General features: G+C 59.7%; 11 protein-coding genes. 7 read left to right on the top strand and 4 right to left on the bottom strand.

Features of this window, described 5'->3' with window-relative positions; translation table 11 throughout:
• Positions 1-10 precede the first annotated feature (10 nt).
• From ACSEXW_RS02775 to ahpF, 3 genes are all read left to right on the top strand, one after another.
• Complete coding sequence (locus tag ACSEXW_RS02775; protein ID WP_438444570.1) at positions 11-1,165, top strand: oxalate decarboxylase family bicupin; 1,155 nt, start codon at positions 11-13, stop codon at positions 1,163-1,165.
• A gap of 543 nt (positions 1,166-1,708) precedes the next feature.
• A complete protein-coding gene (gene ahpC / locus ACSEXW_RS02770; protein WP_438444569.1) occupies positions 1,709-2,272 on the top strand; it encodes an alkyl hydroperoxide reductase subunit C in 564 nt (187 codons plus the stop codon).
• A gap of 42 nt (positions 2,273-2,314) precedes the next feature.
• Positions 2,315-3,844, top strand: coding sequence for an alkyl hydroperoxide reductase subunit F (gene ahpF / locus ACSEXW_RS02765; protein ID WP_438444568.1), 1,530 nt, complete (start codon positions 2,315-2,317; stop codon positions 3,842-3,844).
• A gap of 95 nt (positions 3,845-3,939) precedes the next feature.
• Here the strand turns inward: ahpF and ACSEXW_RS02760 are convergent, their stop codons facing one another.
• Positions 3,940-5,538: a DUF5050 domain-containing protein gene (locus ACSEXW_RS02760; RefSeq protein WP_438444567.1), complete on the bottom strand. Its 1,599-nt coding sequence runs from the start codon at positions 5,536-5,538 to the stop codon at positions 3,940-3,942.
• 138 nt (positions 5,539-5,676) lie between these two features.
• Between ACSEXW_RS02760 and ACSEXW_RS02755 the strand changes: the two genes are divergently transcribed.
• The gene (locus ACSEXW_RS02755; protein WP_438444566.1) at positions 5,677-5,829 is read left to right on the top strand and encodes a hypothetical protein; all 153 of its coding nucleotides are present in this window, start codon (positions 5,677-5,679) and stop codon (positions 5,827-5,829) included.
• Positions 5,830-6,143: 314 nt separating this feature from the next.
• A complete protein-coding gene (locus tag ACSEXW_RS02750) occupies positions 6,144-6,815 on the top strand; it encodes a C40 family peptidase (protein ID WP_438444565.1) in 672 nt (223 codons plus the stop codon).
• Between the two features lie 222 nt (positions 6,816-7,037).
• On the opposite strand, the gene ACSEXW_RS02745 is transcribed toward ACSEXW_RS02750, so the two are convergent.
• Positions 7,038-7,655 (bottom strand): nitroreductase family protein, encoded by a 618-nt coding sequence (locus tag ACSEXW_RS02745; protein WP_438444564.1) that lies wholly within the window; start codon positions 7,653-7,655, stop codon positions 7,038-7,040.
• 291 nt (positions 7,656-7,946) lie between these two features.
• Between ACSEXW_RS02745 and ACSEXW_RS02740 the strand changes: the two genes are divergently transcribed.
• Positions 7,947-8,612 (top strand): TVP38/TMEM64 family protein, encoded by a 666-nt coding sequence (locus tag ACSEXW_RS02740; protein WP_438444563.1) that lies wholly within the window; start codon positions 7,947-7,949, stop codon positions 8,610-8,612.
• Between the two features lie 63 nt (positions 8,613-8,675).
• Here ACSEXW_RS02740 and ACSEXW_RS02735 read toward each other — a convergent pair whose 3' ends face one another.
• Positions 8,676-10,415 (bottom strand): glycoside hydrolase family 2 protein, encoded by a 1,740-nt coding sequence (locus tag ACSEXW_RS02735; RefSeq protein ID WP_438444562.1) that lies wholly within the window; start codon positions 10,413-10,415, stop codon positions 8,676-8,678.
• A 148-nt stretch (positions 10,416-10,563) separates the two neighbouring features.
• Between ACSEXW_RS02735 and ACSEXW_RS02730 the strand changes: the two genes are divergently transcribed.
• A complete protein-coding gene (locus tag ACSEXW_RS02730) occupies positions 10,564-11,403 on the top strand; it encodes a helix-turn-helix domain-containing protein (protein WP_438444561.1) in 840 nt (279 codons plus the stop codon).
• A 17-nt stretch (positions 11,404-11,420) separates the two neighbouring features.
• Here ACSEXW_RS02730 and ACSEXW_RS02725 read toward each other — a convergent pair whose 3' ends face one another.
• Entirely contained in the window at positions 11,421-12,653 is a 1,233-nt protein-coding gene (locus ACSEXW_RS02725; RefSeq protein ID WP_438444560.1) for a multidrug effflux MFS transporter, read from the bottom strand.
• Positions 12,654-12,697 lie beyond the last annotated feature (44 nt).

Raw genomic sequence — 12,697 nt, 5'->3', positions numbered from 1 at the left:
GGAGGATTGGATGAATCAGGACGGTTGGAAAGGACCCATCCCGCAGCCCATTCGGAAGGACGGCGCCGGCTGGTGGGATCTGGGACCGCGGGATGTGATGAGGGACCTGGAGAACCCCGACATGCTGGTTTCGCCGGCCACGGATGCGGGGATGCTTCCGAATCTGAAGTTTTCGTTCTCGGATACCAACATGCAGCTGAACCACGGAGGCTGGTCGCGGGAGGTGACCGTCAGGCAGCTCCCCGTGGCAACCACGCTTGCAGGAGTCAATATGGCGCTGACTCCCGGCGGGGTGCGTGAGCTGCATTGGCATCAGCAGGCGGAATGGGCGATCGTGCTTGTAGGGAGCGCGCGTGTGACGGCCGTCGACCAGAATGGAAGGAACTTTATTGCCGACGTGGGGGTCGGGGATTTGTGGTATTTTCCTCCCGGAATCCCGCATTCGATTCAGGGGTTGGCGGAAGGCTGCGAGTTTCTGCTCGTCTTCGACGACGGGAATTTCTCGGATCTCCATACGCTGTCGCTCTCCGATTGGTTCGCACACACGCCTACGGAGGTGGTAGCGTCCAATTTCGGCGTGCCGGAGCAGGCTTTCGCCCAGCATCCGAAGGGGCAGCGGTATATTTTCCAAGCTCCTGTCCCCGGTCCGCTGGAATGCCAGGCGGTGGAGGACCCGAATGGAACGGTCCCCCTAAGCTTCACCCACAAGCTGCTTGCGCAGGAGCCGATTATCGCTCCGGGAGGGACGGTTCGGATCGTGGATTCATCCAACTTCCCCATATCGACCCGGATCGCCGCGTCCCTGCTGGAAATAAAGCCGGGCGCCATGCGGGAGATGCACTGGCATCCCAACAATGACGAATGGCAGTATTACATCTCGGGCAAGGGGCGCATGACCGTATTGGCCCCCGAGGGCACGGCCCGCACCTTCGATTATCGTGCCGGGGATGTGGGCTATGTGCCGTTTGCATTCGGGCATTATATTCAGAATACGGGAGACCAGAGCCTGTGGGTGTTGGAGATGTTCCGCAGTGACCGATTTGAGGACGTCTCGCTGAACCAGTGGCTGGCTCTTACTCCGCATGATCTTGTGCAGAACAACCTTCATGTTGGTTCGGATTTCACGAACGCCCTGCATAAGGCGAAAAGGTTCATCGTCAAATAGCAGCAGCCGGAAGCCGGAGCGGGGCTCCGGTTTTTCTATACATGGAAGTTCACAAAATGTTCACATATGAGGAGGTTTTCCCGGTCCCTATAATGACGTAGAATCAGGGTGCGTGGTGATTGAAGGCCATGGATGGCCCTATGATCCACCGTGCAGCTGAAGACGGAATGATAGGCTAATATTGGCCTTGAATGACGCTTCAGGGGCTATTACCGGTTGAGCGTGGGGAATGAGGGCCATGGAGGGCCCTTATTCCACCATGCAGCTGGCGATTCTACATAACCGTTATCGCATAAGCGTGTCCCGGGAGGTATGAAATCTGTCCCGATTAGGCCAGATTATAACGTGGCGGATCCTCGCACCGGACGCGGGCGTTGGGGCATCTTTTTCATCCAATCTTCATAAAACCTTCATGAAGGTTTTATCGTCTCTTCATGGGAACTTCATGAACGGACGTAAGTCCCGATGGTATCATCATCTACATAAGCAAGCGCAACAAGAACCTGCTTCCCAACAAACCCACTTTTGAGGAGGAAATGTAACATGTCTCTGATCGGAACCGAAGTACTGCCCTTTAAAGCACAAGCCTACCACAACGGCAAATTTATCGAAGTCACGGAAGCGGATCTGAAGGGGAAATGGAGCATCGTCTGCTTCTACCCGGCGGACTTCACCTTCGTCTGCCCGACGGAGCTGGAGGATCTGCAGAACCAGTATGAGACTCTGAAAGGTCTCGGCGTGGAGGTGTACTCCGTGTCGACGGATACCCACTTCACCCACAAGGCATGGCATGACAGCTCCGAGGCCATCGGCAAAATCACCTATGTGATGATCGGTGACCCCTCCCATACGATTTCCCGCAACTTCGATGTGCTGATCGAGGCGGAAGGACTTGCCGACCGCGGCACATTCATCATTGATCCGGACGGCATCATCCAGACCGTGGAGATCAACGCCGGCGGCATCGGCCGCGATGCCAGCACCTTGGTAAGCAAGGTGAAGGCCGCTCAGTACGTCCGGAACCATCCGGGCGAGGTATGCCCCGCCAAGTGGCAGGAAGGGTCCGCCACACTGAAGCCGAGCCTGGATCTCGTCGGGAAGATCTAAGGGACCAGAAGAGAAGACAAGAAGGCAAAGGAGCATGGAACTATGGTACTGGACGAAGAGATTAAGGGACAACTAAACCAATATCTTCAGCTCATGGAAGGCGACGTGAGAATCAAGATCAGCGCGTCGGACGATGCGGTTTCGGCCGAGATGCGGGCCTTGGTCCACGAACTCTGCGCCATGTCGTCCAGGATCACCGCCGAGGAGGCTAATCTGCCGAGAACGCCCAGCTTCAGTGTGAGCCGACCAGGGGAGGAGACCGGCATTACCTTCGCCGGGGTTCCCCTGGGCCATGAGTTCACCTCTCTGGTGCTGGCCCTGCTGCAGGTCAGCGGCAGAGCGCCCAAGGTGGATCCGGACGTGGCCGAGCAGGTCAAGCGCCTCCGCGGCGAATTCCGCTTCGAGACCTATGTCAGCCTGAGCTGCCATAACTGCCCCGATGTGGTTCAGGCGTTGAACGTGATGAGCGTTCTGAATCCGGGTGTGTCGCATACCATGATTGACGGCGCCGCGTATCAGGCCGAAGTGGAGAGCAAGAGCATCCTTGCGGTTCCGGCGGTTTACTTAAACGGCGAATTTTTCGACAGCGGCCGGATGACGCTGGAGGAGATTCTGGCGAAGCTGGGTACGGCTCCCGATGCTTCGGAGTTCGAAGGCAAGGAACCGTATGATGTTCTCGTCATCGGAGGCGGTCCGGCCGGCGCCAGCGCGGCGATCTATGCGGCGCGCAAGGGGATCCGGACGGGTCTTGTCGCCGAACGCTTCGGCGGACAGGTGATGGATACGGTGGGCATCGAGAACCTGATCGGGGTCAAGTATACCGAAGGACCCAAGCTGGCTGCCAGCCTGGAAGAGCACGTGAAGGAATATCCCGTGGACATCATGAAGCTTCAGCGCGCCAAGCGTCTGGAGAAGAAGGAACTGATCGAGATCGAGCTGGAGAACGGAGCGGTTCTGAGGAGCAAGACCGTAATCCTGTCGACCGGCGCACGCTGGCGCAATGTGGGCGTACCCGGAGAAGCGGAGTTCAAGAACAAGGGGGTTGCTTACTGCCCCCATTGCGACGGGCCGTTGTTCACCGGGAAGGATGTAGCAGTCATCGGAGGAGGCAACTCGGGGATCGAGGCGGCTATCGATCTGGCCGGTATCGTCCGTCATGTCACGGTAATGGAATTCATGCCGGAATTGAAGGCGGATGCCGTCCTGCAGAAGCGTCTGTACAGCCTGCCCAACGTCACGGTCTTGAAGAACGTGCAGACCAAGGAGATTACGGGAACCGACAAGGTCAACGGCATCTCATACACCGAACGAGATACGGGTGAGGTTCGGCACATCGAGCTGCAAGGGGTGTTCGTGCAGATCGGTCTGGTACCCAACACCGACTGGCTGGGGGATACCGTGGAGCGGACCCGTACGGGTGAGATCGTCGTCAATTCGCAAGGGGCCACGAATGTACCCGGAGTGTTCGCGGCAGGCGACTGCACGAACAGCCCCTACAAGCAGATCATCATCTCGATGGGCTCGGGGGCCAATGCCGCTCTAGGCGCATTCGACTATATGATCCGGAATTAATCGCATATTCGCCAAAAAGCTGCCGGCTATCCTTATAGCGCGGCAGCTTTTTAAACCGAAGAACGAGGCCGTACATGGCCTCGTTTGGCGTTTTTTTAGGGCAAATAGAGGAGAGAGTGATCTCTCGCGGACCGAAGCAGCAGGGCACCGTCGGTGGGCAGGAGCTGCGCTATGGGATCGCTGACAGACAAGAGCAGCCGGCCTGTGGCGTCGAGCACCTGAAGGCCGTAAGCTTCCTCCTGATTCAAGCGGCAGACCAGCTTGCCTCCGGCCGTCTGTACCTCGTCCAGCAGCGCTTGGAGGATTAACGGGTCCTGACGGTCCGGATCCGCCTGATACAGGCGGTACTTCCTACTGTTCGTTTCAACCGGAGTGGTGTAATAGACGCTGCCGTCCAGTACATCGAACCAGGCAACGGGCAGTTCGGACAGCTTACGTTCTCCCGTTCCGTCCAGGCCGGAGGAGTAGAGGGCATGGTCCCCATCCTTGACGTAATACAACCTGCCGCCGCTGATTCGGAACTGGCTGACCTCGGTATCGACCAGCTTGACCGTCTCATTTGTCTTCAGGTTGATGCGGATGATGCGGTTCGGATCGTCATAGCTTCCGGATGCGGCAGAGGTCGCGAGGATGTACGCCTCCTCGCCGATAACGGTGGTGGAGGAGCTGCCTCCGACCGATACGCTGGTGCTGGTCTTCGTGACGTGCCTTCCATACATCAATCCGGACCGCCCGGCCGGCAGGGCGGAAGCTCGGTCCTTCCCCGGCGGGATCAGAGTCAGGTTGTTCCCGGAGGGCGGGACGGCAAGGCTGGTCATGAGTGTCCCGTATGGCGTCGTCCGAAAATCCAGATAGCCCGCATATTTCTCCTCGGCCTTCCCGTCCTCTCCGATCCGGACATAGACGTCGTTCCCCATGGTGGCTCCGCCATGATGGTAGACGAACCAGAGACCGTCCTCGCGAAGCTGGAACGAATGGGCCTTGATGATCCCGTAAACGGAGGCCATGTCATAGGAATAGAGCGGCTCTTTGGCGGCAGGCTCGAGGACGGGGGATCGGTAGAGCTGATTGACGGCGCCCGAAGCTTCCGTGAAGTAGAGATAGCCCCGGTAGAAGGCCGCATGGGATTCAGCCGTCTCGGCGGGAAGCTCCAAGGGCTTCAGCTGGGGATTATGGGAGGTAATCGCCAGCCCGGTGTCATCGCTCCACTCATAATTCCATCCGAAGGAATCGTGGGCGAACCGCCAGGTCAGCGGGAAGTAGGTGACATCCCGGAAGCTCAGCAGCGGATAAGGCTCCGAAGCATTGTCGACGGTAGTACCGTTCACCTTCACCGGGAAGTCCGAAACCTCCGCTGTGTAGGTGCTCTTGTTCCGGCTTTCGGTCTGATCGGCCTGGTAGGAGGAGGTTACTTGCGCCTCTTGAATGCGGAGCCCATCCTCCGTAGACCATACCGTTTCCAGCCCCAGCAGCCGGGAATCGTACCAGGTCATTGGCACATAAGTGATCTCATTGTAGACCAGGAGCGGGTATTTCCGGTACCGGTTATCGACCGTATGCCCGTTCAGCGTCACGGTGTATTCCGGAAGCGTAACTTTCACCGTCCTTGCAGCCGCATGGCCCCATTCTCCCGGCGTGAGCAGGCTGATGCCGAGAAGAACGGTCATGGCTCCTCCGGCCAGCATCTTGCGCATGGGGTTCATCTCCTCTCATTGGTTGGTTACGAAACCTATAGACGCGATTTTCCAGAATATTGTTTCAGTGTAAACGGATGCGGCATAGGAGAAACTATACGGGAAGTTATGCCCCAAATCCGGAGGTCCGACAATCCGATGAAGATTGAAACGAACGATTACCAGATTGCCCCCCTGGCCGCTTCGCAGGAAGCGGTCGAGGTTATCCGGGAAGCGGAGGATGTCATAGCCCAACTGACGGGAAACCGGGTGACCCTCATCGCTTACGAAAAAAGGGAGGAGACGGAGTAAGCTACGACCCTCTCCGCATAGAAAAAGGGAAACGGCGCTACCTCGGATCCGGGGTAGCGCCGTTTCGTGACGGAATTGTGTCCACATTTGTCCACAGGGTTATCCACAGCTGAGGATGAATTTCAACAGGATCCGCCTGGATTCTACAAAACATGCCCCTTTATTCACAAATGGGTTATCCACAATCCTGGAAGATCGTCCATCCTTATTCATTCGTGACGGACCGGTCCTATAAGTCCATAGGGCGATTGGGAATAATTACTCGCTGAAATGGCTCCCTCCATTAGGTATACTTGGCATACAGGAGGGATTCTATGAATAAAAAGCTAATCTCGCTATCTGTTGCCGCTATGCTCACACTCGGAGGATCCGCTTCCGCCTTCGCCTCCACAGGCACTGTGGAGCGCGGTGTCAATTTCCGCTCCGCCCCGTCTACGTCCAGTACCGTATATAGCTTATTGCCCGCAGGAACGCAGGTCAACGTCATCGAGAAGGTGAACGACTACTGGTTGAAGATCAGCTACGGCGGGAAGACCGGCTATGTTTCGCCTTCATACATAACCTACTCCGCGCCGGCACCAGCACCAGCACCATCCACGGACAGCAGTACGACCGCAGCGAAAGTCATTGAGCGGGCCAAGAGCCTGACCGGCATCACCCACTACGAATACGGGGTGAACCAAGCGCCGACGCTGATGGATTGCTCCGCCTTCACGAAGTATGTCTTCGGGCAGGAGGGGATTACCCTCCGTTGGGGAACGGCCTACCAGAAGGATGCCGGCGTCTATGTGTCCAAGAGCAATTTGAAGCCGGGCGACCTGGTCTTCTTCCGGGTCGGCAGCTCCACCTCCATCGGACATGTGGGCATCTACTTGGGCAATGGTCAAATGATCCACAACTCTCCGTCTGCCGACGGCGTGCAGATCATCTCCATCACCTCCGGTTATTGGGCCGACCGCTATGTGACGGCTCGCCGAGTGCTCTAACGGAATAAAAATAGGACAAGACCCGGAGCATCCGCTCCGGGTCTTGTCCGTCTGGAGAGCCGCTTCCCGCGCGGTGCTCCGGATTGTATCCACAATTGTCCACAGACTTCTCCACAAGCGGACAGGGATGATGTGCAGTGAAACGCTAGGTTTGGCCGCGTTATACACATGCCCACAAGGCGGTCCATACACATGGAACCGGAGGATGCGCTTCCTCTTGTATCAGAGGAACCGGACGAATTCTCCCAGGGGCTTGCGGTATCCGCGGGGGCGAAGCTGCTTCTTGCTGTCCTTGCCGATGGTGATCAGCATGACGGGAACCAGGTGCTCCGGAATGTCCAGCGCCTGGCGGAGCGCCTCCGGATCGAAGCCGATCATGGGGCACGTGTCCCAGCCCTTGTCCTTGGCGATCAGCATGAATTGCATGGCAGACAGGGAAGCATTGCGGATGGCCTCATCCCGTTGAAAATCCTCCCGGCCCTCATACATGGACCGGATCATCTCCACCGTCTCATCGAATTCCTTCTGATCGATGACGCCGAGCGTGAGCAGCCCTTCGTAGATGGTGGCGGCTTGACGGTAGGCCAGCTTGTCCCCCAGCACGGCGATGACGGCGGAGGCCGTATGGACCTTGTATTGGTTCCAGGCGGCTTGGCGAACGGCTTCCTTCTTGTCCGGGTCGGATACGCTCCAATAATGGGCATGCTGCAGATTGAAGGCCGATGGGGCAAGACGGGTCAAGGTGAACATATCCTCCAGCTCGGATGGGGGCAGCTCGATTCCCTCCTGGAAGTTCATAGCGGACCGGCGGGATTGGATCAGATCGGTAAAGGCGCTCATAAGATATCCTCCTGTTGATAAGTTCCATTATGATAATAACTTTTAAAATGTTTACAACTAATTAAAAGTAAGTTATTTAGGAATACTATACCACCCGCATCCGGAAGAGTCAAGAAGTTGTCTCCCCCGATGAATGGATGAGGGGCTCCCTGTGATGGTATGATGGAGATACGGGGCTGGATGAACGTCGCGCATAATGCGCCGGAGGCCCGCATATGATCAAGTTACCCTGCGGCGGCACGGTGTCCGGAGTGACCCGGCGGTCCGCCCTTCACGAAGAAGGTGAAGACGTTGAGAAAGCACCTGAAGTGGATCACGTTCCTGGCGGTCTTGGCGCTTCTTCTGCTTCTGTTCCGGTCCGGGACCTTGTCCCGGCTGCTGACTGCGGACCCCGAGGTGCTGAAGGAGCAATCCCAGGGCAGCACGCTGATGCTCCTGGCGATTACCCTGATGCTGATGGTGGTTCAGAACCTTTTTACGGTGATCCCGCTGTTTCTCCTGGTTACCGTCAACATCACCTTGTTCGACTTCACACGCGGTTACATGTGGAGCTGGTTCACCAGCATTGTGGGGGGGCTGGCAGCCTTCTATATGACCCGGTACTGGGTGCACGAATTTTTGACCCGGCTGGTCAATGAGCGGATGCGGCAGGCCATCGAGGAGAACGGCTTCTGGATGGTTCTGGTCGGACGGCTGCTTCCGCTGCCCTCCAGCGTGGTCAACGTTGCGGCCGGCATCAGCAGCGTGGGCTGGAGAAGCTTCCTGTACGCCACCGTGATCGGGAACATGGTGTATATCTTCACGCTGTCGTTCATCTCGGAGAGGATTTTGTCCATTCCCCTGGAGGGAGGGACCTATGCGGCGGGGGGCGTGATTCTCGTAGCTCTGATCGTTTACCGCATCTGGAAAAGAAGAAAGCGGAAGTCCCTTTCGACTTCCGACGATGCTCCGGCATGACACAAGCACAATGAAGCACCGCACGGGACATGGCGTCCGTGCGGTGCTTCGTGTTTAGAGGCATTAGATCAGGGTGGAGCCCCAATCATAGTGATCCGTCCGTCCGGTATAGATTCCCTTGACCACCCGGTAAGCCAGCTTGGGCTTGCGGTATTCGTTGACGAGCCCCTTGTTGTTGAAGCTGCGGGCCCGGTCCCGGAAGTAGCTCCTGTCGCTGCGGACATCGCCCCGGATGTCTGCGAACTGCCAGATGTAGGTGCCGCTGACCAACGGATCGGCTCGGAAGATCTGCAGGGCCCGGCTGACGATATGGGCCTGGTAGTCCTCGCTGAACAGCCGGGGCTCCCAGCCCGTGTCCCCGTAGATGCCGGCGCCGCCGAATTCGGTCATCAGCACTGGCGTATCCTCGGCGCCGTACTCCCGGCAGCGCTCGTGGAAGGCTTCCAGCAAGCCGGCGAACCGGTCCACATGGCCCTGGTACCAGCCGTTGTAATAGTTGATCCCGATGACGTCGAACAGACCGAGGCAGATGTCCTCCAGCGGGTGCATGGTGGCGTAGGTTACGGGGCGGGAACGGTCCTTGCAGCGGACCAGACCGGTCAGCTTCACCGACAGATCGTAGGCCTCCTGCGAACGGGTGTCGATCTCGTTGTGAACGGACCAGAACAGGATGCACGGATGATGCAGATCCCGCTCGATCATCTCGTCCATCATGGTCAGCGCCCGCTCCACCAGGATGGGATCGGCCGTGTCCACCTTGGGCAGGAAGGCGCCCCAGATGGGAATCTCGCTCCAGAAGAGGACTCCGCGCTCGTCGAGGAGATCCAGCCAATACTCGCTCTGCGGGTAGTGGGATCCCCGGATCGTGTTGCAGCCCATCTGCAGGATGATGTCCAGGTCCTTCGTCATCAGCTTGTTCGGGAAGGCGAAGCCCCACTCCGGATGCTCCTCGTGGCGGTTGACCCCCTGCAGGTACAGCTCCTTGCCGTTGAGCAGGATCTTCTTGCCTTTGGTCTCGATGGTCCGGAAGCCGATGCGGTCCGTCCAATCGTCTGTTCCGGCGACGGCCCGGATCAGGTAGAGCGCCGGGGCGCTTGCCTCCCAACGCCGCAGGCCGCTCCACTCCTGGGAGACCTGAAGCGTTGCGGTTCCGCCGGCCGGGAGCGTCACCGTCTCCGAATGGAAGGCGGCTCCATCGCGGAACAGAGTGACCGGCACCTCCGCCGATGCAGCCGAAAGCGATTGCAGGGACACGCTCACCTGGACCTGTGCTGTGCTCTCCCCCGTCATCTCGTAGGTGATGCGGAGTCCGCCGATGGACACGTCCGGAAGCTGCTGGAGCTCCACAGGCCGGATGATACCGCCGTAGTGGAACCAATCCACCGCATGGGTGGGCAGCGTGTTCTTCTCCAGGGTGCTGTCCGTCCGGACGACCAGCTCGTGCTCGCCGGCCTCTTCGTTCGGCATGGTGAATCCGAAGGGCGTGTAGCCTCCGAAGTGGTGGCCCAGATGCCGCCCGTCCCAATACACATCGGCGTGGCCCATGACGGCGTGGAAGATCAGACGCAGGTGGCCGGCCTCCTCGCAGGTGACCCGGGTGCGATACCAGGCCACACCCTCGTAGTCGTACTTGCCGAGCTCATTATTCCAGCAGGCCGGGACCGGCATCCGGTCTGCGCCGCCGGGAAACCGCTCGTGCCAGCCCTCGGCCAAGCCTACATTGCTCTTGTCAAAAACGAAGTCCCACAAGCCGTCGAGCAGCCGGCTCGAACGAAGCCGGTGCTGCTGAAAGGTCCGGATCATCGCATTCATCTCCCGTAAAGTCGTGGTCTCGTGCGCCGACAGGCTCACGTACACTTGGAGTGTAGCATTGGCAGCATGGAGGGACAATGGTAAAATGAATCCGGAATGTTTGTCAAAAACGCTTCTGTGAATGGGAGGAAACGCCAGGATGGACAAGGACTATTCCCGGGGAAATCTGGTTGCGCATATCCATTGGGTGCTGGCTAAGCCGCCGGTTCCCGGCTGGGAGGATATCCGGCAGAACACCGCCGGCCATACCTTCTACTACATTCACAGCGGCAGGGGCGTGTTTACGAGGGGAGAGGACGAGTATCCGGTTGAAGCGGGGATGACGGTCTACATGTGGCCGGGCCTGACTCTCTCTATGCGATCCTCGGAGGCTCAGCCGCTGCGGATCACCATGCTGCTCTTCGACTGCGTCACGCTGAGGATGGAGGAGGGAGGAAGCTGGGGGCCACCGGAGCCGGTGGGCCGGCTGGCCCTTCCCTTCCTGAATCTTCTACGGGGGGAAGCAGTCCCGCGCACTGGAGGGCTTTTCCAGGAGGCAGAGTCGTATTGGGTGCCGGGAGACCCGGGCAAGGAGGGATACGTGAAGTCCATCTGGCTTCGGGTGGTTCAGGAGCTGCATGATGCGGCCGAGGCGGGGAGGGACGAAGGACGGGAGGCGGGGCTAACCGGCGTGCTTCAGCAGGTCAAGGAGCACCTGGACCGTCATTATTCTGCGGATCTGCGCATCTCATCGTTGTCGAAGCTCTACGGCTTGTCTCCGGCCTACCTGCGCCGGACCTTCGCGGAGCGGTACGGCGCCAGTCCCAAGGAATATCTGGACCGGCTCCGGAACGAGCATGCTCTCCGGCGGCTCCGGTACACCGGCGATTCCGTCTCGGAGATTGCGCGGGCCTGCGGATATCCGGACGTGTACCAGTTCAGCAAGGCCTTCCGCAAGCGGAACGGCATGCCGCCGACCGAGTGCCGGAGGGAGCGGTAAGCTGGCGCCGCACGGACTTAGCGTCTGCGCAGGGTGAAGAGGGCGCTCCCTACGGCCAGGCTCTCCGCCGCCAGGATGATGACGGCCATGGGCCAGGCGGTGTCCTCTCCCCATAGACCGACCAGGGGGCTGACCAGCCCCCCGATGATATAGGAGAGGACCCCGAGCAGGGCCGAGGCGCTGCCGGCGGAGCGGGCGTAGCGCTGGAGCGCCAGCGAGGTGCCTGCTGCTGCGACGACGCCTACGCTCCCCACGGCCAGGAAGAGGGCAGGGAGGATCAGCGGCAGCCCCGCGCCGGTCCAGAGGGCGGCCGTCAGCAGGATGCCGCCGCAGAAGGCCAGGCCGATGCCCGCCGACATGAGCCGGGACTCCTCGATGCGGCGGACCAGCCGGCCGGTCAGCTGGCTGGCGGCGATGATGCCGAGCCCGTTGGCGGCGAAGATCAGGCTGAAGCCCTGGGGCGATACGCCGTACAGCTTCTGCAGCACGAAGGGGGAGCCGGCGATGTAGGCGAACATGCCGGCATAGACCATCCCCTGGGAGACGGCCAGCCCCATGAACCACCGATCCGCCGCCAGGCTGCGGAAGGCGGCCAGCGTGCTGCCCAAGCCGGCGGGGGTCCGTTTATCCGGTGACAGGGACTCGGGCAGCAGGAGAGTGACGGCCGTCATCATGGCGCCTCCGATGAGCGTCAGCGTCACGAAGACCCCCCGCCACGACACCCAGTTCAGCAGCTGCCCGCCGAAGACGGGGGCCAGGATGGGCGCCGCCCCGTTCACCAGCATGAGCAGGGACAGGAAGCGGGTCAGCTCCTTGCCGGCGTACAGATCCCGGGCCACGGCCCGGGACAGCACGATGCCGACGGCGCCCGACAGGCCCTGGATGAGCCGAAGGGCCAAGAGCACCCAGATGCTGGGGGCGAAGGCGCACAGCATCGAGGACAGGGTGTAGGCGGTCAAGCCGATCAGAAGCGGCTTGCGCCGCCCGTACACGTCGCTGGCCGGACCGGCCAGCAGCTGTCCCAGAGCCAGACCGATGAGGCAGAAGGTCAGGCTAAGCTGGGTCTGGGACATGCCTGTCCCCAGGTCCGCCGCCAGCGCGGGCAGGGAGGGGAGGTACATGTCCAGCGATAGGGGGCCGAAGGCGGAGAGAGAGCCCAGCACAAGGACCAGGCTCCACCTTTTGCGGCCGGCGGGGGTTAGGGATTCCTTCTCGGAGGAATCGGCAGCGGTGATATCCATCAGGTTCATCTCCCTCCATATAGCAAAAAGATGGCCCAACCGCAGGCCATCTC

Source organism: Oryzibacillus soli (assembly GCF_051594765.1).
In the GTDB taxonomy this organism is placed as follows: domain Bacteria; phylum Bacillota; class Bacilli; order Paenibacillales; family NBRC-103111; genus Paenibacillus_AR.
This window is presented reverse-complemented; position numbering and strand designations above follow the sequence as displayed.

Bases quoted from the DNA above. Each gene is read 5' to 3' on its own strand.
- ACSEXW_RS02775 (WP_438444570.1), top strand. From the start codon at position 11: ATGAATCAGGACGGTTGGAAAGGACCCATCCCGCAGCCCATTCGGAAG.
- ahpC (WP_438444569.1), top strand. From the start codon at position 1,709: ATGTCTCTGATCGGAACCGAAGTACTGCCCTTTAAAGCACAAGCCTAC.
- ahpF (WP_438444568.1), top strand. From the start codon at position 2,315: ATGGTACTGGACGAAGAGATTAAGGGACAACTAAACCAATATCTTCAG.
- ACSEXW_RS02760 (WP_438444567.1), bottom strand. From the start codon at position 5,538: ATGCGCAAGATGCTGGCCGGAGGAGCCATGACCGTTCTTCTCGGCATC.
- ACSEXW_RS02755 (WP_438444566.1), top strand. From the start codon at position 5,677: ATGAAGATTGAAACGAACGATTACCAGATTGCCCCCCTGGCCGCTTCG.
- ACSEXW_RS02750 (WP_438444565.1), top strand. From the start codon at position 6,144: ATGAATAAAAAGCTAATCTCGCTATCTGTTGCCGCTATGCTCACACTC.
- ACSEXW_RS02745 (WP_438444564.1), bottom strand. From the start codon at position 7,655: ATGAGCGCCTTTACCGATCTGATCCAATCCCGCCGGTCCGCTATGAAC.
- ACSEXW_RS02735 (WP_438444562.1), bottom strand. From the start codon at position 10,415: ATGATCCGGACCTTTCAGCAGCACCGGCTTCGTTCGAGCCGGCTGCTC.
- ACSEXW_RS02730 (WP_438444561.1), top strand. From the start codon at position 10,564: ATGGACAAGGACTATTCCCGGGGAAATCTGGTTGCGCATATCCATTGG.
- ACSEXW_RS02725 (WP_438444560.1), bottom strand. From the start codon at position 12,653: ATGAACCTGATGGATATCACCGCTGCCGATTCCTCCGAGAAGGAATCC.